This is a genomic window from Desulfurococcus mucosus DSM 2162 (assembly GCF_000186365.1).
In the GTDB taxonomy this organism is placed as follows: Archaea; Thermoproteota; Thermoprotei_A; order Sulfolobales; family Desulfurococcaceae; genus Desulfurococcus; species Desulfurococcus mucosus.
The window spans coordinates 985,939-1,006,054 of record NC_014961.1 but is presented as its reverse complement, the minus strand read 5'-3'; the positions used below and the strand labels follow the sequence as shown (position 1 = coordinate 1,006,054).

At 52.4% G+C, this 20,116-nt stretch carries 21 protein-coding genes, 4 tRNA genes and 1 CRISPR repeat array; of the genes, 9 read left to right on the top strand and 16 right to left on the bottom strand.

Annotated elements, in window-relative coordinates; translation table 11 throughout:
• Nucleotides 1-15 precede the first annotated feature (15 nt).
• The gene (locus DESMU_RS05185; protein WP_245526415.1) at nt 16-1,086 is read left to right on the top strand and encodes a lysylphosphatidylglycerol synthase transmembrane domain-containing protein; all 1,071 of its coding nucleotides are present in this window, start codon (nt 16-18) and stop codon (nt 1,084-1,086) included.
• 7 nt (nt 1,087-1,093) lie between these two features.
• On the opposite strand, the gene DESMU_RS05180 is transcribed toward DESMU_RS05185, so the two are convergent.
• Both DESMU_RS05180 and DESMU_RS05175 read right to left on the bottom strand, forming a co-directional pair.
• Nucleotides 1,094-1,270: a 50S ribosomal protein L40e gene (locus DESMU_RS05180; protein WP_013562546.1), complete on the bottom strand. Its 177-nt coding sequence runs from the start codon at nt 1,268-1,270 to the stop codon at nt 1,094-1,096.
• 67 nt (nt 1,271-1,337) lie between these two features.
• Nucleotides 1,338-1,892, bottom strand: coding sequence for a nucleotidyltransferase (locus DESMU_RS05175; RefSeq protein ID WP_013562545.1), 555 nt, complete (start codon nt 1,890-1,892; stop codon nt 1,338-1,340).
• Nucleotides 1,893-1,967: 75 nt separating this feature from the next.
• On the opposite strand from DESMU_RS05175, the gene DESMU_RS05170 reads away from it, so the two are divergent.
• The 4 genes from DESMU_RS05170 (at nt 1,968) to DESMU_RS05155 (ending at nt 8,727) form a co-directional block, all read left to right on the top strand.
• On the top strand, nt 1,968-2,642 hold the full coding sequence (locus DESMU_RS05170) for an endonuclease V (protein WP_013562544.1): 675 nt from the start codon (nt 1,968-1,970) through the stop codon (nt 2,640-2,642).
• Between the two features lie 15 nt (nt 2,643-2,657).
• A tRNA-Arg gene (locus DESMU_RS05165) sits at nt 2,658-2,732 on the top strand.
• Nucleotides 2,733-2,754: 22 nt separating this feature from the next.
• Nucleotides 2,755-5,731: a CRISPR direct-repeat array (repeat unit 25 nt; unit sequence CTTTCAATCCTCTTTACATTGAGGT).
• A 230-nt stretch (nt 5,732-5,961) separates the two neighbouring features.
• Nucleotides 5,962-7,395 (top strand): TldD/PmbA family protein, encoded by a 1,434-nt coding sequence (locus tag DESMU_RS05160; RefSeq protein WP_048078730.1) that lies wholly within the window; start codon nt 5,962-5,964, stop codon nt 7,393-7,395.
• A gap of 12 nt (nt 7,396-7,407) precedes the next feature.
• The gene (locus tag DESMU_RS05155; protein ID WP_245526520.1) at nt 7,408-8,727 is read left to right on the top strand and encodes a TldD/PmbA family protein; all 1,320 of its coding nucleotides are present in this window, start codon (nt 7,408-7,410) and stop codon (nt 8,725-8,727) included.
• Nucleotides 8,728-8,757: 30 nt separating this feature from the next.
• Here the strand turns inward: DESMU_RS05155 and DESMU_RS05150 are convergent, their stop codons facing one another.
• Together DESMU_RS05150 and DESMU_RS05145 are read right to left on the bottom strand one after the other, a co-directional pair.
• A complete protein-coding gene (locus DESMU_RS05150; RefSeq protein WP_013562541.1) occupies nt 8,758-8,982 on the bottom strand; it encodes a DUF3096 domain-containing protein in 225 nt (74 codons plus the stop codon).
• Between the two features lie 230 nt (nt 8,983-9,212).
• Nucleotides 9,213-10,247, bottom strand: coding sequence for a phosphate uptake regulator PhoU (locus DESMU_RS05145; protein WP_013562540.1), 1,035 nt, complete (start codon nt 10,245-10,247; stop codon nt 9,213-9,215).
• A 245-nt stretch (nt 10,248-10,492) separates the two neighbouring features.
• Here DESMU_RS05145 and DESMU_RS05140 point away from each other — a divergent pair, with 245 nt between their 5' ends.
• Both DESMU_RS05140 and DESMU_RS05135 read left to right on the top strand, forming a co-directional pair.
• Entirely contained in the window at nt 10,493-11,896 is a 1,404-nt protein-coding gene (locus DESMU_RS05140) for an SLC13 family permease (protein WP_013562539.1), read from the top strand.
• A gap of 60 nt (nt 11,897-11,956) precedes the next feature.
• Nucleotides 11,957-12,061: transfer RNA gene (locus DESMU_RS05135), tRNA-Cys, on the top strand.
• Between the two features lie 99 nt (nt 12,062-12,160).
• Here DESMU_RS05135 and DESMU_RS05130 read toward each other — a convergent pair.
• Nucleotides 12,161-12,235, bottom strand: a tRNA-Arg gene (locus DESMU_RS05130).
• A 131-nt stretch (nt 12,236-12,366) separates the two neighbouring features.
• On the opposite strand from DESMU_RS05130, the gene DESMU_RS05125 reads away from it, so the two are divergent.
• Both DESMU_RS05125 and DESMU_RS05120 read left to right on the top strand, forming a co-directional pair.
• Nucleotides 12,367-12,480, top strand: a tRNA-Met gene (locus DESMU_RS05125).
• A 68-nt stretch (nt 12,481-12,548) separates the two neighbouring features.
• On the top strand, nt 12,549-13,583 hold the full coding sequence (locus DESMU_RS05120) for a deoxyhypusine synthase (protein WP_013562538.1): 1,035 nt from the start codon (nt 12,549-12,551) through the stop codon (nt 13,581-13,583).
• Between the two features lie 11 nt (nt 13,584-13,594).
• Here DESMU_RS05120 and DESMU_RS05115 read toward each other — a convergent pair whose 3' ends face one another.
• Genes DESMU_RS05115 through nuoB form a run of 11 tightly spaced genes read right to left on the bottom strand, consistent with a single transcriptional unit; the run spans nt 13,595 to nt 20,116 of the window.
• On the bottom strand, nt 13,595-14,572 hold the full coding sequence (locus DESMU_RS05115; protein WP_013562537.1) for a complex I subunit 1/NuoH family protein: 978 nt from the start codon (nt 14,570-14,572) through the stop codon (nt 13,595-13,597).
• A gap of 2 nt (nt 14,573-14,574) precedes the next feature.
• The gene (locus tag DESMU_RS05110; RefSeq protein WP_013562536.1) at nt 14,575-14,913 is read right to left on the bottom strand and encodes a hypothetical protein; all 339 of its coding nucleotides are present in this window, start codon (nt 14,911-14,913) and stop codon (nt 14,575-14,577) included.
• 12 nt (nt 14,914-14,925) lie between these two features.
• Complete coding sequence (locus DESMU_RS05105; protein ID WP_013562535.1) at nt 14,926-15,426, bottom strand: Na+/H+ antiporter subunit E; 501 nt, start codon at nt 15,424-15,426, stop codon at nt 14,926-14,928.
• The gene (locus DESMU_RS05100) at nt 15,419-15,832 is read right to left on the bottom strand and encodes a Na+/H+ antiporter subunit C (RefSeq protein WP_013562534.1); all 414 of its coding nucleotides are present in this window, start codon (nt 15,830-15,832) and stop codon (nt 15,419-15,421) included. The genes DESMU_RS05105 and DESMU_RS05100 overlap by 8 nt, the downstream gene beginning before the upstream one ends.
• Complete coding sequence (locus DESMU_RS05095) at nt 15,829-16,641, bottom strand: MnhB domain-containing protein (RefSeq protein WP_013562533.1); 813 nt, start codon at nt 16,639-16,641, stop codon at nt 15,829-15,831. The genes DESMU_RS05100 and DESMU_RS05095 overlap by 4 nt, the downstream gene beginning before the upstream one ends.
• Nucleotides 16,631-16,870 carry a Na(+)/H(+) antiporter subunit B gene (locus DESMU_RS05090; protein WP_013562532.1) on the bottom strand — a complete coding sequence of 80 codons (240 nt, stop codon included), beginning with the start codon at nt 16,868-16,870 and terminating at the stop codon, nt 16,631-16,633. The genes DESMU_RS05095 and DESMU_RS05090 overlap by 11 nt, the downstream gene beginning before the upstream one ends.
• Nucleotides 16,867-17,235, bottom strand: a complete 369-nt coding sequence (mnhG, locus tag DESMU_RS05085; RefSeq protein ID WP_013562531.1) for a monovalent cation/H(+) antiporter subunit G — start codon at nt 17,233-17,235, stop codon at nt 16,867-16,869. The genes DESMU_RS05090 and mnhG overlap by 4 nt, the downstream gene beginning before the upstream one ends.
• On the bottom strand, nt 17,232-17,525 hold the full coding sequence (locus DESMU_RS05080) for a monovalent cation/H+ antiporter complex subunit F (RefSeq protein WP_013562530.1): 294 nt from the start codon (nt 17,523-17,525) through the stop codon (nt 17,232-17,234). The genes mnhG and DESMU_RS05080 overlap by 4 nt, the downstream gene beginning before the upstream one ends.
• 1 nt (nt 17,526) lies before the next feature.
• On the bottom strand, nt 17,527-17,997 hold the full coding sequence (locus tag DESMU_RS05075) for an NADH-quinone oxidoreductase subunit I (protein WP_013562529.1): 471 nt from the start codon (nt 17,995-17,997) through the stop codon (nt 17,527-17,529).
• A 6-nt stretch (nt 17,998-18,003) separates the two neighbouring features.
• Nucleotides 18,004-19,110, bottom strand: coding sequence for an NADH-quinone oxidoreductase subunit D (locus tag DESMU_RS05070; protein WP_013562528.1), 1,107 nt, complete (start codon nt 19,108-19,110; stop codon nt 18,004-18,006).
• Nucleotides 19,100-20,116, bottom strand: coding sequence for an NADH-quinone oxidoreductase subunit NuoB (nuoB, locus tag DESMU_RS05065; protein WP_013562527.1), 1,017 nt, complete (start codon nt 20,114-20,116; stop codon nt 19,100-19,102). Before nuoB ends, DESMU_RS05070 begins: the two co-directional genes overlap by 11 nt.

Sequence of the window (20,116 nt, the reverse complement as noted above, 5' to 3'; positions counted from 1 at the left end):
GGTTTAAATATATACGTGGCAGCGGTTAAGCCGCCTCCCCCATTATATACCCTTTGCGGGGAGATATTCTTCAAGGGAGCCCGGTGCCTCAGCCTAGGAGCCGTGTGCGGGGTGCACTCGGTGAGATCCATTAGTCTCAGCGCCGGCATGGTTGCCGCAGTAGCCTTGGCCACAGTCGTCATCCTGGTTTACAGTGTAGTTACATCATCCCTTGGAGCACTACCCGGCCTCCTTTCAGCCGACACCGCTTTCTCAGCCGCCCTTATAACCCTCGGCTGGGTTGTCTCAGCAGTCAGGTTGAAGCTCCTCCTGGAGTCCTATGGGGGGAGGGTTCGCCTACCCTTACTCGATGCGGTGGCGATCAGGCTTATAGGCGGCCTAGTCGCGAATATCACTCCCTCATCGATCGGTGGTGAACCGGCTAGGGCGTACTATGTGTCCAGGAGGACTGGGTTAGGCATGGCTGAATCATACGCGCTCGTCATATATGAGGTCTACTACGATGTCATAGCTGTGAACCTTGCGGGAGTATTCCTCAGCATCCAGGCCCTCCCGTTGAGCACCCCGGTTCTACTCGTAGCCGTGTTCATGTCTACGTCATGGCTCTACGCGTCCTTCAAGGTGTCTAAGACCGGGAGGAGCGTGGGGGATGGTTCAAGCCTGCCTCGATGGGTGCCGGGGTTCTTGAGGAGCCGGTTTAACGCTTTATACGCCAGGTACTTGGAGTTCGCGAGGAGCTATAGCTCCGTCTCCTCCAGTATCCCTTTAAGGGTGAAGGCTGCTGCATGGGCTTTAACCCTTGTATACCACACTATATGGGGTCTCGCAGTAGTCCCCTTCACGGGTTCAGCCGCCCTGCCCCTGGCTGCCAGGGCTGTTGAAGCATACTTCCTGATGCAGTCTTTCAGCTCGCTTCCAACACCGGGTGGGAGCGGTGCAGCCGAGTATGGTTTATCACTGCTCCTGGATCCATCGACCGTGGTTAAGTACAGGGTCCTCTACTACTACTATGGTGTCGTAGTCGGGTTAGCTGTACTGGCAGCCTACGACAGCCTGCTCAGGAGGATGGGTAAAACAAGTGGTTGAAGCGGCTTTAAGCCGCCTTCGTAGCCGTCCTCACGGCTTTCTTAGGGCGCAGGGTCCCCTTCGCCTTACATCTCCTGCACTTGGTTGCACCCGGCGGGTTGAGTGCACCGCACCTTCTACACACTGTTTTGTTGAGCACCCTGTTGAAGACTATTTTCTGGAGCTCAGGGTTGTTCACGGGCACTCTCTAAGCACCTCTCCACGCCTACCTCCCATCTACATTGCTTGAGTGATTTAAAAATATTCCCCTGCTAGATGTCGAGCCCTATGCTCCTCAACCTGCTCACTATGGTTTCATACTCGTCCTCAGGGTATTGTGCGGCGAGCTCGTCTACGAGCCTTACATCGATTGTTTTCCTCAACTGTTTAACGTACTCGGCCAGCTTGTCTAAGCCGACTCCCTGCCTGGCTTTGAGGACAAGGTATGCTTCCACGGGTATCATTGGGGCTTCAACACTGTTGACTCTCACGGGCTCCGCTTTTCCAAGTATCTCCTCGGGGATCTCTATGTCCATGTAGTTCTCGTAGAGCTCCACGTTGAGGTAGTCCTCGCTTAAGGGCACTATTAGTTTAACCGTGCCGAGCTCCGTTGTGGATGCCTCCCATCCATGTCTAGCAGCTAGCTCGCGGTAGAAGCCTGCTTCGAGGAGGGGGCTTGGCTCGTATGTGAATAAGTCTAGGTCGCCCTCCAGTGTCTCCCTGCCAAGGGCTAACTGCACCACTGTGTCCCCTATAACTGTGAACTTGACGCCCTCGTCTAGCAGTGTTTCGAGGACTCTGGCTAGTTCCCCCTGCTTGAAAGCCATGTGAACCACCATGCTTATTACGGTGTTGGCGGCTAGGTATATTATTGCGTGGACAGCTAATTAAGGCGTGTATTAATGAGCCTCTTCGACTACAGGCGGGCTGTAAGGCTTCAGGAAGCATTATCCAGGAGGGTGCTCGAGGAGGCTGCATCCTTCCCAGGGCTCGATCCATCCAGGGTTAGGCTGGTCGCAGGGGTTGACGCGGCATACGGGGGCGGGGTTCAAGCAGGGTGCGCCGTCCTCGTGGACTACGCCTCCAGCACGCAGTTAGCGTACACGTGCCATGTACGTGAGCCGCCGATCCCCTACGTACCCGGGCTCCTCGCGTTCAGGGAGGCACCAGTATATATTAAAGCCCTGAGGAAGCTGCCGGAAAACCCCGACATAATACTCGTCGACGGACACGGGTTAACCCACCCCAGGGCACTCGGCATAGCAACCCACATAGGGCTAGTCCTCGGGAAACCCACCATAGGCGTCGCCAAGAACCCCCTCTACGGCGAGGAGAAAACCGTGAACGGCAGGAGACTCATCACAGCACACGGAGTAACAGCCGGCGAAATACTGGAACCAGTGAAAGGAGTCAAGCTATACGTCAGCATAGGCTACCTAATCAGGCTCGAAGACGCCGTCACAGTAGTCAAACACCTCATGAAACCAGGGCTCAAACTACCACTACCACTACACCTAGCAGACAAATACTCAAAGAACACAGCTAGACAAGGATATATAGCATCCAAGAAGAAATAACAAGACCATGAAACAGGGCCCGTCGCCCAGCCAGGAAAGGGCGCCGGCCTTCGGAGCCGGATGCCCCGGGTTCAAATCCCGGCGGGCCCGCATCAAGCAACATTCCTACAAGCTTTCAATCCTCTTTACATTGAGGTTACAAGCACGGCTACCTAATACTAGTGGAGAAGAAGGGCTTTCAATCCTCTTTACATTGAGGTCAAGTGTATCGGACTTGGGCTTCTTCTCTGAGATATATGCCTTTCAATCCTCTTTACATTGAGGTTCTCGACTTTTTGACTAATTGAGACCATAAACCTCTCTACTTTCAATCCTCTTTACATTGAGGTCAATCCTCGCCGAGGCACGGGAAACCCTACAGAGGTGCAACTTTCAATCCTCTTTACATTGAGGTTTAGCCGTGGTTATAAGCCTCGTCCCGTTAACATCTCAGGTCTTTCAATCCTCTTTACATTGAGGTTGTATCTGGAGCCCGTTCCATATCGGTTGGCGGATTATACTTTCAATCCTCTTTACATTGAGGTGCAATCCCCGGTGCTGACCTCATGGGCAACTACACTAATCCTTTCAATCCTCTTTACATTGAGGTGGAATAGACCTAGACCTATGCCTCCAGCCATAGCGAATACTTTCAATCCTCTTTACATTGAGGTTTAATGTAACCTTCAGGGATAGCATTGTAAGCGTAAATGCTTTCAATCCTCTTTACATTGAGGTGTGCCGTTCTTCAGCAGATCCAGGAAAGTGGTGTTTACCTTTCAATCCTCTTTACATTGAGGTTGAAAATGACGATAATTATGTATATGCACTTGACGTTAACTTTCAATCCTCTTTACATTGAGGTGGAGTACGCTGTGAAGTACTCGCTCCGCACGGAGCTCCCCTTTCAATCCTCTTTACATTGAGGTCTATGCCGCGGGACGTGGAGTACATTATACTGGCCGACCCCTTTCAATCCTCTTTACATTGAGGTGTTGGCATTGGTTATCACCGCAGCGTCGTTATTTACTTGCTCTTTCAATCCTCTTTACATTGAGGTCCGGGCCCTTGAGGATGACTACATTAACGGCATGCGCTTTCAATCCTCTTTACATTGAGGTCCTATGGCATTAGGGGCTCGCCTCCCACGGAAGATGAGTCTTTCAATCCTCTTTACATTGAGGTCTAGCGTATCTCGCGCTGGGAGGTGAAGGGGAGTGAGGCTTTCAATCCTCTTTACATTGAGGTACATCGGGGATGTTACTCAGATTACTCACCAAGGTGATGACTTTCAATCCTCTTTACATTGAGGTTTAAAACGCTAGGTTTACCTAATATTATATGATCTAATCTTTCAATCCTCTTTACATTGAGGTCTATGATGACATCGAGTGGGAGTGTATAAGGGAATGGAGCTTTCAATCCTCTTTACATTGAGGTAGGTCGAGCCCCCGAGGGCTTTGCCCCCGAGGGCTCTGACTTTCAATCCTCTTTACATTGAGGTCCAGCCTCCTCGCAAGCCTCAACTTCAACATCAATCCCAGCTTTCAATCCTCTTTACATTGAGGTCCATACTTCAACCATGTAGCTCATACCCAACCACCTCTACTTTCAATCCTCTTTACATTGAGGTTGCAAGCATGTTCGCCGGCGTGATCACCGGGTATTCGCTCTTTCAATCCTCTTTACATTGAGGTTGAAACCCCGGGGATAAACTGGGACTCCCTCAGGGAGTCTTTCAATCCTCTTTACATTGAGGTAAAATGGGAAGCACAACATACCCCACTAGTGGTGATGTCTTTCAATCCTCTTTACATTGAGGTGGATTTATCATGGACTGAGTATCAGAACCGCCAGCCAAACTTTCAATCCTCTTTACATTGAGGTGGCGTTGAAATAGTGTATAGGTGGCTGAAGGACAATAAGCTTTCAATCCTCTTTACATTGAGGTAGGAGCACAAGAAATACGAGAAGGAGCACGAGGAGTATCTTTCAATCCTCTTTACATTGAGGTAGGAAGAGTGCCTCAATGATGTTGAGTGTGATTGGGTCATCTTTCAATCCTCTTTACATTGAGGTGTGTTACTAGACGGCAAAGTGTATATGACCCATTCAACAATCTTTCAATCCTCTTTACATTGAGGTTTATGAGGAAGTGGTATTGACAGCAGTAGAGGTTAATGGCCTTTCAATCCTCTTTACATTGAGGTTACACATATCCCTGTATTCCCTTGCCTCCTCGGGTATTACTTTCAATCCTCTTTACATTGAGGTCGAGATTACAACTGCTGATTTAACTAACTTGGCGTCATCTTTCAATCCTCTTTACATTGAGGTCTTGTAGCCTTTGACGGTGCTTTCAGCGCGGTGGCGGAGACTTTCAATCCTCTTTACATTGAGGTATGAGTGGAAAGGAGTTTACCCTTGACCTGTCGAGAATAGTCTTTCAATCCTCTTTACATTGAGGTCTCCCCTACGCATCATGAAGGAGCCTCAGGAGGAGCCTATCTTTCAATCCTCTTTACATTGAGGTTTAAGCAGATGACGTTGCCCGGCGGCTTCTTCTTCACCGTGCTTTCAATCCTCTTTACATTGAGGTGAATGGTAGCGTTATAGTCTTAGTCTCGCCAGGTGCTAGCTTTCAATCCTCTTTACATTGAGGTGTAGAAGGGTAGAAGCCTAGGGGGTTTCTTTTGCATAATCTTTCAATCCTCTTTACATTGAGGTTTCCCATTATAGTAGAAGCCACCGAGCAACACTGAGTCTTTCAATCCTCTTTACATTGAGGTCGACCTCAGTGCACTAGACTATAAAACCGTGTACACCATCTTTCAATCCTCTTTACATTGAGGTACTTTAATTCGCTGGTTAGCAATACACCCGGTGGTTACTACTTTCAATCCTCTTTACATTGAGGTTAATACATCTAGCCGTGTTCATATCGCTAATAGCCTTCCTTTCAATCCTCTTTACATTGAGGTTACTCGTATGCCCGACGGGACACGTAGTAGTTATTCTTACTTTCAATCCTCTTTACATTGAGGTTTAATGCGATAAACCGTGTCATATTGTTCCTCGGTAGACTCTTTCAATCCTCTTTACATTGAGGTTATTTGTCGAAGTTCTTCTACATGTTATGTTTCCTGGGTCGCAGCCTTAAATATCTTACGGTTTTAACTGGAAAGAGTATGCGGAGCAACTTCGACCAGTATCAACGAGGGGGATCTAGAGTCGGGTGATCAACCTGTTTGTATAAAGCGATCACTTCGACCAGAAACCAGCGAGGGGCATTGGGTTTTTATTGCTTCGGGTGTTTTAATCTATGTGTGGGTGGTTGGTGGTGCTGGATCTGGTTGAGTATGCTGTGAGGTTGGCGGGCGAGCTCGGTGCGTCTTATGGTGAGGCCAGGTTCCACGGTGTCAGCGGGCTGAATATCTATACGAGGAATGGCGGTGTGGTTGGTTCAGGCGTTGTCAGCCGTAGCGGTATAGGTGTGAGGGTCTTGGTGAATGGTGCGCTTGGCTTTGCTGCGACGCCTGAGTTGAGTAGGGATGGTGTGAGGAGGGCTGTTGAGAGGGCTGTGGGGCTTGCCCGGGCTGCGTCGAGGCTTATGAGGAGGCCTCTGAGGCTTGATGACTCGAGGCTTGGGAGGGCGAGGTACTCTGTGGAGCCTGCGAAGCCGTTTGACTCGCTCCCGGTTGACGAGAAGGTTGAGTACTTGACCGGGTTGTGGAGGAGTGTTCAGGGCTCGACGAGGGAGGCCCGTGTCCCCGTGTTGACTGTGACGTATAATGAGTGGGTTGAGGAGAAAATAATAGTAAACAGTGATGGAGGATACGTCGAGTCAAGGATACCGAGGATAACCATGTACTATAATGTCGTCGTCTCCTCACCGGTGAAGGGGAGCCTGCAGAGATGGGAGCAACTGGGGGGCAGCGGCGGGGTGGAGTTGTTAGATAAGTGGCGGCTCCACGAGAAGCTACCGGTGGAGCTTGCAAGGTACGAGGAGATATTGTTCAAGGCGGTTCCACCCCCAACCGACCCCGTTGACGTCATCGTGGGGAGCGAGATAGTCGGGTTAATAGTGCACGAGTCATGTGGACACCCAAGCGAAGCAGACAGGATCCTTGGGCGTGAAGCAGCCCAGGCCGGTAAAAGCTTCATAAAGCCAGGGATGACTGGTGTGAGGATAGGGAGCGAGCACGCCACAGTGATAGACGACCCCACTATACCCGGGAGCTACGGGTTCTACCTCTACGATGACGAAGCCGTCCCCGCGGGACCAAGATACCTCTACAAGGAGGGCTTGATACACGAGCACCTCCAGAACAGGTTCACGGCACCCTTCTACGGTGTGCGGAGTAATGGAGCGGCGAGAGCCATGGACTATGCGAGCGAGCCCATAGTTAGAATGGCTAACACCTACCTGAAGCCCGGTGACATGAGGTTCGAGGAACTGCTTGAATCAGTGAGGAGAGGCGTGTACATTAAATCCTACATGGAGTGGAATATTGATGATGAACGATGGAGTCAGAGATACGTTGGGCTGGAGGCATACATTGTTGAGAACGGGGAGCTCAAGGAGTATGTGAGGAACCCTGTGCTCGAGGTGACCACGAGATCCTTCTACAGTAGTATAGACGCAGTCGACAGGAACCTGGAGTTCTATGCCGGTACATGCGGTAAAGGTGAGCCCGCGCAGGGTGTACCCGTATGGTTCGGGGGACCCAACGTCAAGCTCAAAGGAATAAGGCTTAGGAGCACAGCGGGGTGAGCTGGAGTGGACATGCATCTAAGAATACTCAGGGAGGCCCTGGACAAGGGTTTCCAGGAGGCGGTGGTCAGAGTAGTTGAGTCGACTAGAACAATGGCTAAGATAGCTAACAGCGAGCCAAGCGTGGTGCAGCACTGGCGGAGCCTGGATGTAGGCCTATACCTTGTGAAAGATAGAAGGATAATGGTTGCAGAAGTCAAGGGGCTTGACCCGGCGAGGACGAGCTACACGCTGAGCCAGCTGCTCTCCCTGGCAGGCAAGCTCAGGGAGTCCGAGCTCTACGCTCCCCTCCCAGAGCCCGGTGAACCCGTAGGGGTCGGCAACCTGGTGGACAGCGAGGTAATCAGGTACATTGAGGATCCATCAAGCCTAGCCGAGGAGGTTATCACGGCTGCACACGAGGAGAAAGTAGACTACGTGGCCGGCATGATCGACCTTAAACATGAGAAGGAGTACCTAGCGTCCTCCAAGGGGTTTGAAGGAACCCACGAGTACACCTCCATGGAGTCCTATCTGAGGGCCTTCGCAGGAGAAGAGGGGAGCGGTCAGTGGAGCACGTGCTCCACAAGGCTTAGAAGAGACAAGCTCGTCGAGATGGCTAGGATAGCCGCTAGATACGCTGTTGACTCCAGGAGTAGGCAGGACATAGAGCCCGGTGTCTACGACCTAGTGCTCTCCCCCATGGTCTTCGGAAACCTGCTCGACTACATATCATACATGGCTTCAGGCTTCAGCATAATGACAGGGATGTCGATGTTCATGGGGAACAAGCCTGGCGACAAGGTGGCCTCCGAGAAGCTGACACTGATAGATAATCCACATGAACCAGAGCTACCGGGTAGCAGGGGATTCGACATGGAGGGAGCCAGGACATCGGTTAAGCCAATAATAGAGAGGGGAGTGTTAGCCAACATACTGCACAACTCTAAGACAGCGGCCAAGTTCAACACTGTGACCACGGGGAATGCGGGATGGATATCGCCTGAGCCATGGAACCTGATCGTTGAACCCGGTGACTACGGGATGGATGAGCTCATCGGTGAAGTGAGGAGAGGTATACTTGTAAACAACAACTGGTATACCAGGTTCCAGAACTACGTGGAGGGAGAGTTCTCCACTATAACGAGGGATGCATTATTCCTCATCGAGAACGGTGGGATTAAGGCAGCGGTCAGGAAGATAAGGATAGCGGATAGGCTTGGAAAAGTGTTGAGGAACATAGACGGGTTGACAAGGGAGAGGTATGATGTCAAGTGGTGGGAGGTAAGCTACCCGACGAGGGCGCCCTACATACTTGTGAGAGGAGTGAACACGTCTAAGCACACGGCTTAGAGGAAGCCGGCTCAAAAAATTTTTCACGGATTAAGGCTTCTGCGCGACTGTTGATGTAATCCTACTTTTAACGTACTCGTCGATTATGACTAGTAGCCCCTCGATTATAAGGTAGGCTGCGATTAAGAGATTCAATAACTCTGGTAGCACCAGTATTAGGAGCCCGAAGACCAGCATTAACACGCCTGCGAAGAGCCTTGGCACGCTGACGCCCAGATACTTCTTCATCAACTCCTGGAGCTTCTCCTCAGCCATACCTATTCATCTCCACGTAGCCCCGGTGTTTTGATCACTTAGTTGAGTAAAGGTGCTAATAAACCTGTGTCATGGGGGATCCCGGTGGAGGATTAGAGTGCGGCCGGGAGTGACCCGACCCATGTTCATTCCGCCCCGTTACGCGGGGGTGTTGCATGGGCACCGGGGTCACATCACTTGAGCTCTAGGAGTATAGGGGTTTAAAACCGTTAACACGGTGTTCAGTGCTACTATTTTACTTCGACCGATGGATTCTTAGCCGCCTTTATGTTGAGCACGGATTCCGCTATGCCGTTCGAGTACCTGGCTATCCTCCTTATGCTGTCACATATAAGGGTGAGCCCCGCCTTCTCGTTGTCGGGTAGTGTTGAGTTTATTATCTCCTCGTATATGGTTTTCTCTATTTCATCTACGAGTGCACGGGAGCTCTGTATCACCTCCTCGGCGTCCCTCCTGCTGAGGCTGTAGAGAGCGCCCATAGCCTTGTTGAAGAGGTCTGATGCCTTCACCACGAGCTTGTAGACTATGTCGGAGCCGCTTGTCTTCTTCATGGCGAGCACTCTTCTAGCTATGTTGACGTTGTGGTCGGCTATCCTCTCAAGGTTCCTCGCTATGATCCTGTAGCTTAATGCTTCAACAACGTTCGTTATCCCTAGCTCGTGCTGCACTCTTACATCGAGGAGGGCCATGCTGAGCTCCCTTACGATCATGTGGTGGAATCTATCCGCCTCGTCATCCCTCTGTATTATCGCGTATGCGACGTTCTCATCCATGGTTCTCAGCAGTGTCTTCACGTCTTCCATCATGTTGTTGACTATTAAGTGGAGTCTCCTCATGGCGCTTATCAAGGGGAGCTCCTTTATGTTTAATAGTATCTTGAATGTAACGCTGTTGAAGGACTCCTCGACGACCTCGACGCCTGCGAGCTTTATCCTCGCCGTGTTCTTGACGTCGCTGATGAACTTCGCTAGATCCGGGGTCCCCGGGTCGAATGTTATTGTTATAGTGTTGTAGCCTGAGAGATACATGGCGAGGAGCATCCTGAATACCTGGTCAACCGAGATCTCGGGGCTCACCTTTATGGAGGCCTTCATCTGCGTCATCTCCGTCGACGGGGGTATTATCACTAGTTTGTCACCGTACTTCTCGACGTTCACGTAGTCGCCGCTCTTCAACCCGACTGAGTCCACCCACTCCTTTGGAAGAGTTATGATAAATGACGACGACCCGGTTTTCTGAACCCTTCTCCTCTCAGTACCAGCCATGTAACCCATCACCACTTTAGTTAAACCACTCATACTTATTGGTCAAATATAGATCGGCTGTTACAGGCTTATATATATTTCACCGCTTAAACCATGGGGAAACATACTGGTAGGTAGAGCAGTCAACCGGTACGGACTCCTAGGTAGTAGGCCTCCTTGAAGCATCCGGATAACTGTTTTTAAGGATTAACTCACTACAGCATAATGGATTCAATACTACTTGACTCAGGGAGGTGTATCCGGTTTTGAATAACAGGGTTAAAGCCGCTGTAGCCTTCGCGACACTGCTGGTAATGCACGCTGTAGCCATGCTGCCTCCTCCAGAGGGTCTCACATCGAAATCCATGGCGATGATAGGGATCACGATAATGGCCGTCGTGTACTGGGCAACGGAGTGTGTTCCCATGCCGTTGACAGGGGTGATGATAATGCTTGCACAGGCACTCTACGGGGTCTTCCCATTGGCGAAGGCGGTGTCATATATTGCTTCAGATGTGAATATCCTTGTATTAGCTGGGCTAGTGATATCGCTGGCTCTAGGAGTACACGGCATCGACAAGTACATAGGTATCAAGGTGCTGTCCATCATGGGTGAGAAGTCGAGTAGACTGGTATTAGGGTTAATGCTGTCGACAGCCATTCTCTCCATGTGGATACCCAACACGGCTGCAGCAGCCTTGATGGCGCCGATAGCCTTCGGAGTGTTGAAGCTGGTGAACGCGGAGAGAACGGGGGGTAACCTCGGGAAGGCGATGATGATCGGGGTCGCCTACGCTGCAACCATAGGTGGCATAGGGACACCTGTTGGGACACCGCCGGTTCCAATCACGATAAGGAATATTAGGGAGGCAACCGGCGTGGACATAGGTTTCGCAACATGGATGTCCTGGGGTGTCCCGGTTTCGCTTCTACTAGTGGTTGTAGCATGGTGGCTGCTCATGCTCTTCTATAGGCCTGAGCACGAGGTGATTGCCGGCAGCAGGGAGGTGGTTGAAAGAGAGTTGAGGAGCATGGGGGGTTTAAACAGGGTGCAGAGGAAGACCCTCATCCTCTTCAGTCTAGTCGCCTTGCTCTGGCTGCTTGACCCAGTGTTCTCCAGGTGGGTCTCAGGCTGGACCTACATAGTGTCGCTGCTCGCCATAGCATTGTTCTCCTTCCCGGTGATAGGCGTGCTGTCCTGGAGCGATATCTCCGAGAAGGCTGACTGGGGAGTACTCTTCCTGATAGCCGGTGGCCTAGCACTAGGTGCTGGTTTAAGGGATACAGGGGTTGTAGACGTCATCGCGAGAGCTGTGGCAGCCCATACCTCGGGGCTCCCAGAGTACGGTGTGCTACTAGTAATCTCCGTGGTATCGGGGCTCAGCATAACGGTGTTCAGCAGTATCACCGCTACGTCTTCGACCATGGTGCCCGTGGCCATAGGTGTCGCTAAGGCAACGGGCGTTGACCCCGTTATCGCCGGCGTGGTCGCCGGAATCGCCTCCTGCTACGCGTTCCTGCTGCCAGCTAACACGCCGCCTAACGCGATAGCGTACTCATACGGCTACTTCAAGAACTATGAGATGGCTAGGATCGGTATAGTACTCATCCTGGCTTCATCACTGCTACTCTTACCGTTCACAGTGCTTATAAGGCTGGTAGCGGGCTAGCGCCAGTTACCCCAACTATTTTTCAATTTATAAGGAGTAAAGCACTATCTAATTAGTGAAGCCGGGGTGGCCGAGCGGTCTAAGGCGGCGGGCTGCAGGGCACACCCACTGCAAAGGGGTTCACGGAGACCCGTTTATCCGCGGGTTCGAATCCCGCCCCCGGCTCTCCACCATGCAGTTGCATCGAACACGTTGACCACGCATTTCATCCTCCTGGAGCCCTGGGTGGGCATCGGCGTGGAGGACTGGGATTATGGAGGGCTACGGGCCCGCGGGGATTCGAACCCCGGGCCTCCGGCTTAGGAGGCCGGCGCCCTATCCTGGCTAGGCGACGGGCCCTTGCGACCGTTATCTCTTAAGTGGTTGGAGAGGATTATAAGTGTTTCCACGTCTAGGTTGATGCACGTGGAGCTGGGGGCGCTGTGTCTACAAGCTTATAAGCCTCCCAGTAATGAATAATATGGATTGGTGCCGCCGTAGCTCAGCCTGGTCAGAGCGCCGGACTCATACGGGGTCCACGGGTCCGTACCGAGGTCTGCCCAGGGGAGATCCGGTTGCCCCGGGTTCAAGTCCCGGCGGCGGCACTCCCCTGCGTGCTCCTAGCTAAGTGTTTTTATTTCATGGCGGAGTTGTATTATCTCGGGGTTGAAGCATGGGTGAACCCGGCTTCATAATGGGTGAAGTCAGGAGCATGGATGTTAAGCGCAGAGGGCTGCACGAGCTCCTCCTCGAGATGGGGGATACAGCGTTCCAGGGGAGGAGTCTAGGGGAGGCTTACCGGGTTCTCATAGATATGTTCAGCGATGAGGATAACCTCGTGTTCCTCGGGTTGGCTGGCTCAATGAGTACTGCAGGCATGTGGAGGATAATCAAGTGGCTTATTGAGGAGAGGTATGTGGACGTCGTGGTTTCAACGGGTGCGATAATAAGTGAGGACATATATGAGGCCATGGGCTTCAAGTACTATAAGACTCATCCATGCGTCAATGATGAGGAGCTCCTCAAGTACAAGTATGACAGGTTCTACGACACCGTGGCCAGTGAAGAGGACTATAGGAAGATGGAGAGGCTTATACAGGAGTTCATTGAGTCGCTGCCTGCTGGGAGACCATATAGTACGGCTGAGTTCCTCCACGAGTTCGGCAGGTATCTGAATGAGAGGGGTGTCGACAGCATTGTTGCAGCAGCATATAGGGCAGGGGTCCCGGTCTTCTCCCCGGCTCTCGTTGACAGCGGGTACGGTATGGCAGCTGTTTTAGCGTATAGGAGGGGGCACAGAGTGGTACTTGACATGGTGAGGGATTTCCACCAGCTTGTCGAGATAGGTAGGAGGGCTGGGAAGCTCTCTGCGATATATATCGGTGGAGGCGTCCCCAAGGACTACGTGAACCTGGTGACCGTTGCTCAGACACTGATAGGGGAGTATGAGGAGGGGAGGCACGACTACTATAAGAGCCTCGAGTACGTGGTCCAGTTCACCACGGATGCACCCCAGTGGGGAGGGTTGAGCGGGGCTACACTGGAGGAAGCTGTGAGCTGGGGTAAGGTGTCGCCGAGAGCCAAGAAGAAAGTGGTCTATGTCGATGCAACCATAGCGTTACCCCTGATAGCTCATGGATTGATTGATGGAGGAGTTAGGAGGAGGCGGCCGGCGGATCTCTCATGGTTTTTCAGGAACCCGCCTTAGGCGCCGTGGCGTCATATAAGGGCTAGTGTAAGCGAAATTATGGATGCAGGGTAGAGGTACTTCCACAGGAATCTGACGGCTTGCTCAGGCTTATACCTCGGCAGCGCTGCATCTATCACTGTGAGCACCGTGAACACGGCGATTGTTTTAGCCAGTATGATTATGGATGCTGGCAGCCAGTCTCCAACGGTGAAGGGCCATGCTCCCCCGAGGAATAGCAGTGTGTATATTAAGGGGTAAACTATTCTCTCAGCGAACTTCGCGAAGAAGCCTAGTGCCAGCCTAGGCCCCCCGAGCTCCGTGAACATGCCCCAGTACAGCTCTGACTCGGCCTCAGGCGTGTCAAACGGCTTAACCATCAGCATGCTCATCAAGCCGAGGAAGCCTGCCGCCGTGGCCAGTGCCATGGAGACTGTTTTCAACGGGCTAATCGCCCAGAGCATGTGTGAGACCAGTGAAGTATAGTAGAGCGAGTAGCCTGCACCATAGTGCCTGGATGCCAGTATAACGGGGACCAGTATTGTCAACGCGTACGCTGGCTCACTGGATAAGAGTAGTGCTATGTAGCGTCCAACACCTATAGCCGTATACGGGTTTGGATGCGCTGCAGCCAGGTATGCTAGCCCGAAGGGTATTAGTAGGAGTAGGTAGAGGACTACGATCGCATCGTATTCGGCGTGAAGCGGTTGAATGGCTAGGGGTGTGGCTGAGGGTATCACTACTAGTGCACCTATTGCAAGGGATATCACTATCAGGGGGCTTGCCTTGAGACTATACTTGTTGACGAGATCCTTCTTCACCACTAGTTTCAGGAGATCGGCCAGCGGCTGGAGGACCCCGGCCACGCCAGCGTACACCGGCCCCCTCCTGAACTGTATCCTCGCAGTCACCTTTCTGGCGAGCCACTGTGTCAGAATGATTAATACTATCATGAAGAAGAGGCCAGGATATATGAGTGACTGGAATACCAGTGTAAGTGGGTTCACCACTGCTACCACCCCGCTGCAAGCAGTATTAGGATTAACGCTATCAGGAAGACTACACTTATGAAGTACCAGTCGCTGAGGTATGATGCAACGCCTCTTTCAAGGACCACGCTGCTCCTCCAAGCCCTCCTCAATATGTCGACTGCAACCCTTGTAATGGACGGTGATTCAGGCTTCTCAACGATGAATCCACCCATGACCGGGAGCTCTGAGACCTCGTCGCGTTGAGCAGGTATCTTATCTGCCACTAGTCTCTGGAACAGTACGTAGAATACGAGGTAGACTGTGAGCCCGGCTAAAACAGTCTGGGAGAGTAGTAGTATTGTGAACACGTATGCATCCATTTAACCCACCTCTTACCCGAAGACCTCCTTCAAGTATTTCTCGAACTCAGCTGAGACTTCACGGTAAGCGCCTTCATCGCTTACATCCGTAGGGGTCAGCCAGTGCACATAGTATACTTTTCTCTCCTGATCCAGGTCGACCACTATTGTTCCAGGCGTGTTGGTTATACTGTTGGCTACGAATGTGACACCGTAGTCGCTTGAAACCCTGAATGGGACCCTGACTATGGCTGGCGTTGGAAGGGGGCTTGGGGAAAGTATCACCTTCACCACGCCCCAATGCGCCTTAGCCTCTATGACTGTGAAGTACTTGAACAAGTAGTAGAGGCCTAGCAGCATTCTTCTCGGTGTAAGCTTGCCTGCATCGCTGACTAGCTCCAGCTTGAAGACGTATGCCACCAGGGTGCCTGCCGTAACAGCTATCATGGCTTCAAGGATGTCGAATACCCCTGTGTACACGAGGTATGTGACCGCGGAGAGAAGTATGGCCACTGCGAGTGAAGCCTTATTCATCCTCAGCCACCTCCAGGCGGTTTACGTTGAATGTCCCGGTTGCCTTAACTATCCTCAACGCTATCGCGGAGAGGAATATCAACTGGGCTAGGCCTATCACTATGGCTGTCACTATGAGTACCTGTGGCACTGGGTCAACGCTCCTCGCTATGAAGGATACTACCTCACTAGGGTTCCACGGTAGCTGCGGGTTTAGCAGTGTTCCACCGGGGTAGACCGGGGGTGTTGAAGCCGTGAGCCTGTACCCCATGAAGACTAGGAGCACGTAGACGGCGTCTGACAGTATGGTTATGAACACTAGCTTCTTGACTATATGGGGCCTGGTTGCAACACCGTAGAGCGAGTATGCTATGGTGAACACTACTGTCACCATTATGTAGTACCAGATGTATGCGTCGAGGCTCACTCGGCGTCACCTCCCTCGAACTCCCTTGTCAAGTAGATTAATGCGAGAGTGAACCCTGAGGAGACGGCGAGGAACTCGAAGAAGTTGAGCCAGAAAAGCGTGCCCGATAACAGCAGGGGTCCCATGGGTGTCTCCACGAGGGCTGGGAACGAGAACTGCGAGTACGGCTTAGCGAGGTTCTGGAAGAGGTATGCCTTTCCACCGCTTACAATACTGTAGGCTAGTGGGATTACTCCGAGCACGAATATCAGGGTGACTGCCAGGGCTCTCACCCCTAGGAGTTTCCGCGGTGTGAACCCTGCTTTATACAGTGGGCTGATGCCTAGGGCTAGGAGGACTAGTAGGGGTGCGATGACGAATATGCTTCCACCCTGGAATCCGCCTCCAGGCGTGAGGTGCCCGTGGAGTGCGACCGACACGCTGACCACGGCCACTATCAATACTACTGGTTTAACCACTGTTCTAACTATCACTGTGACCTCGCCGCCGGCGTCGCTGAGCCTTGTGGCTGAGCCGGTTTTCTCCAGTACGAGTAGTGAGGCCGCTATGGCTAGGAAAAGCACGCTTGTCTCGAAGTATGTGTCGAAGCCTCTTTGATCCCATATGACGCTGGTTACCACCTCAGTGCTCATCGATGTCCACGGGGAGCCAGGGTAGGCTACGTGCGCCAGGTATATCTGTGCGAGCCCGGTGAGCTCCTGTGCTTTGAAGCTGGCTAGCCCCGTGTACTCTAGTAGTAGTGCTATTAATACTGCTAGGGTGAGTGAGACCAGTATTGAGAGATAGAGGTGCATGCTCCTACTCCTCATATCTATCACCCTTGCTCAACACGTATATGAGTAGGAGGCTGTTCACGCCGAGCCCTATGGCTATGTACGCTATGAGTAGGTCTGGAGCCAGGAGGTATGAGAGGAGTATCGCGTAGAAAGCCGACTCTATTCCCGAGTACACTATTGCCTTGGCGACATCCCTCTCCCTGAAAACAGCTATTGTTGCAAGCAGTGCTAGTGTTGCACTTATGGCTGCGATCAGTATCATCTCCCATCACCCTTATCCTCCCTGAGCTTGTCTACCCCGGTGATGGGCTCCGGCTCCCCGCTGTGATAGGCTGCCCTGGCAAGGATATGGGAGCCGGCCGGGGTTCCAAGGGCTATGAGTGCAGCAGCTATTAGGCAGACTCCTGAGAAATATGCTTTAAAATATATGTCGACGTCGAGGGAGAGCACTATCAACGCCAGCCCTATCAAGGGGTAGAAGCCTCCACCAATGCTGCCTATTGTAGCTGCATGGAGCCTCATGTAGAAGTCTTTCAGCCTGAAGAAGCCTATTGAAGCTATGATATCGAGTACGCCGCCGGTGATCGTTAACGTGAGGCCGAGGTAGAATATTATTGTATCCATCATCTCCCACCACCCCTCTCCCTATGCTTATACATGTATCTCGCAATGATCACGTCGAGCAGGAGGATCCATGCTGCCAAGGGTACTACACCTATGAGGAGCATTGGGGATTTATAGTAGAGGGCTATGAGGACTAAAAGCACGACTAGGTCTACGCTTAAAGCATCCACCGCCAGCACCGCGTCCGGCAGGGTCTTCGAGGATAGTACTCTCAGCGAGTACAGTATCATGGCGGCTGTGAAGAGGCCCGTGATAAACGGTATCGCTGACTCGAGGAGCCCGTAGTCAACCACCCTAGGCCACCTCCCCGCCTCCACTCCTAGGCAGATATGGCTTCACGTATGGGGCTGCGAAATGACTTCTTGTAATAGTCACCTTGGCAAGCGGCTTCAGATCCATGGGCTGCTTCAGCAGCGTCGACTTATCCGTTGTGAAGAGCTCGTAGCCTGTTGCAGTGGTCATGGAGAGCGCGTTGAACGGGCAGTACTCCACGCATAGGCCGCAGAAGGTGCACTTGTTCAAGTCTATCCTGGGGAATCTTTTACGCGGGTTCTGCGGGTATTCGCCTTCAACAACCACCATGTCTATGGAGTTCGCTGGGCACACCTGCTGGCACATCGAGCACCCAGTGCACTTAGCCATGTCGAGCACGTGTCCACCCCTTGTAACAGGGGTCTTGAACGGGGTGTCCACCCTTGGAACCTGCCTAGTGTAGGGTCTCTTTAAGAGGTACCTTAGGGATTTATAGATTGATGCCGCGACCACTCCTCATCACCTGTCTAGATCCGGGGTGCAGGGGTCCATGGAGGCGAGGAGCACTGGGAAATCCGCTATTGTGACCTCTTCACGGCTCACAATGTACTCTATGACCGTGGTTAGCAGCGGCATCGACATGCTTCTCAACCTAACCCTATAGGGCTTCCTGCCACCGGTGCTCACAATGTGAATCATGTATTCGCCCCTAGCTGTTTCAACCCTGGCAACCCCTTCACCGGGTGGTGCTGTGAGGGGGAGCTTCACTCTCAGAGGGGCTTCGGGATCGATCCTTTTAACGCTCTCACGTATTATCCTGAGGCTCTCGTAGATCTCGCGGAACCTCACCATGCTTCTATCATATGAGTCGCCGGCGGAGCCCGTCGGTATGTCGAAGCCCACCTTCCCGTAGTTCAGGTACGGGTTAGCCCTCCGGAGGTCGTAGGGGAGCCCTGTGGCTCTTAGAACCGGGCCTGTTGCACCTAGTTCAAGGGCCTCCCTCGCCGTCAGTTTTCCAAGCCCCTTCGTCCTGTCCTTGAACACCTTGTTCCCCAGGAGGGCGGCCTCGACGTCTCTCACCCGCTCCTCGACGAAGTCGGCTACTCTAAGCGTGTCCTCGACGAAGGAGTCGGGTAACGGGTATCTGACGCCGCCTGGCACACTTATGTTGTGGTATACTCTGTGACCTGAGAGCCTGGCGAACCACTTGAGGATCTCCTCACGGGCTGCAACAGCCCAGTATGCTGGTGTCCTTAGTCCAACGCTTCCACCAATGAAGTGGCTCCAGAACAGGTGGGAGGCTATCCTTGAGAACTCTGCCTGTATCATTCTAAGGTACTTGGCGTTCTCAGGTATGTCGACCCTGTGGATTTTCTCAAGGGCCATGGAGTACGCTATTTCAAGGGGGTCTGGGTCCTCGACGCAGAACCTGTAGCTGAGTACTACGTTCATCTCCCATGTCCTGTTCTCCATCATCTTCTCGAAGCCACGGTGGAGGAAGCCTGGGATGGCTTCAGCCTTCACTACTCTTTCTCCATCTAGGAGTAGCTTGAACCCTATGTTGCCAGGTGCACCCGGGTGCTGTGGGCCGAAATATATCTCTGTGAGCCTTCCTCTACCTGCCATACCTGTACCCTCCATACATGGTTTTCACGACGAAGCCAGCTGTATCCACGTCTTTACGGAGCGGAGGCGGGCCCTCCCAGTTGCCCTCGAGGATCCATTTCTTCAGCTCCGGGTGGTTCCTGAAGACTATGCCCATGAACTCGTAGACCTCTCTCTCAATGTACTTGGCGATCGGGTAGATGTCGCTCACTGAGTCTATTTCAGGCGCGGCTCTCCCCACGTATGTTTTAACCCATGTCTGTGAGGCGTCTGAGGGGTTTTCAACTATGTAGTATACTTCTATGACTCCTTTCTCAGGGTAGTCAACGGTGTCTATGTTTACGAGGAGTATGTAGCCCTTGTTCTTCAACTCCACTAGAACCTCTCTGAGCCTCGCGGGTGACACCGTGGTTCTACATATCTTGAGCTCCCTGTCCTCCTCGTAGCACGCTGGATAAGTCTCCTTGAAGTCGTAGTTAAGCGGCTTAGATGCCTCTGCCCGCATCTTCTCCTCGTATTGGAGCCTCCACTGCTTCTCGAGTTCTTCTAGCTCAGCTATCTTCTTGAATGCATCGGGCTTTATCCTTGAAACATATTTCTCGAAGCCGCGGCCCGCTATATCCCTCCTCACATGCTCTATCATCGCAGTGTAGTCGTCGGGCATGGGCATGCATCCAGGGACCCAGCCCTCTACTTCAACGAAGTCGTCGAGCCTCTTGTACGTGGCGTAGCTATCCCAGTAGAGGCCGCCTGTCGACGTGCAGTTGCATCCAGCTAGCACTAGCCTGGGCTCCGGCATCTGCCTGTACATGTTGAGGAAGAGTTTAACAGTCTTCTTCGTCAGGTAACCCATCCCTATGTAGAGGTCGCTCTGCCTCGGTGACGGCGTGGGCATGTAGCCGTATCTCTCCCAGTCCAGCGGGGACATTACGAGTGGAGGGAACTCTACTGCACCGCATGCTGAGCAGTAGTGTATCATCCAGAGGCTCCTGGAGAAACTCCACTTAGCCGCCTTCTCCAACACCAT

Excerpts from the sequence above, each read along its gene's own strand:
- DESMU_RS05070 (WP_013562528.1), bottom strand. The coding sequence starts at position 19,110 with ATGGCAGGTAGAGGAAGGCTCACAGAGATATATTTCGGCCCACAGCAC.
- mnhG (WP_013562531.1), bottom strand. The coding sequence starts at position 17,235 with ATGATGGATACAATAATATTCTACCTCGGCCTCACGTTAACGATCACC.
- DESMU_RS05110 (WP_013562536.1), bottom strand. The coding sequence starts at position 14,913 with ATGGATGCATACGTGTTCACAATACTACTACTCTCCCAGACTGTTTTA.
- DESMU_RS05175 (WP_013562545.1), bottom strand. The coding sequence starts at position 1,892 with ATGGCTTTCAAGCAGGGGGAACTAGCCAGAGTCCTCGAAACACTGCTA.
- DESMU_RS05120 (WP_013562538.1), top strand. The coding sequence starts at position 12,549 with ATGGGTGAACCCGGCTTCATAATGGGTGAAGTCAGGAGCATGGATGTT.
- DESMU_RS05155 (WP_245526520.1), top strand. The coding sequence starts at position 7,408 with ATGCATCTAAGAATACTCAGGGAGGCCCTGGACAAGGGTTTCCAGGAG.
- DESMU_RS05090 (WP_013562532.1), bottom strand. The coding sequence starts at position 16,870 with ATGATACTGATCGCAGCCATAAGTGCAACACTAGCACTGCTTGCAACA.
- nuoB (WP_013562527.1), bottom strand. The coding sequence starts at position 20,116 with ATGGTGTTGGAGAAGGCGGCTAAGTGGAGTTTCTCCAGGAGCCTCTGG.
- DESMU_RS05170 (WP_013562544.1), top strand. The coding sequence starts at position 1,968 with ATGAGCCTCTTCGACTACAGGCGGGCTGTAAGGCTTCAGGAAGCATTA.
- DESMU_RS05150 (WP_013562541.1), bottom strand. The coding sequence starts at position 8,982 with ATGGCTGAGGAGAAGCTCCAGGAGTTGATGAAGAAGTATCTGGGCGTC.
- DESMU_RS05105 (WP_013562535.1), bottom strand. The coding sequence starts at position 15,426 with ATGAATAAGGCTTCACTCGCAGTGGCCATACTTCTCTCCGCGGTCACA.
- DESMU_RS05095 (WP_013562533.1), bottom strand. The coding sequence starts at position 16,641 with ATGAGGAGTAGGAGCATGCACCTCTATCTCTCAATACTGGTCTCACTC.
- DESMU_RS05145 (WP_013562540.1), bottom strand. The coding sequence starts at position 10,247 with ATGGCTGGTACTGAGAGGAGAAGGGTTCAGAAAACCGGGTCGTCGTCA.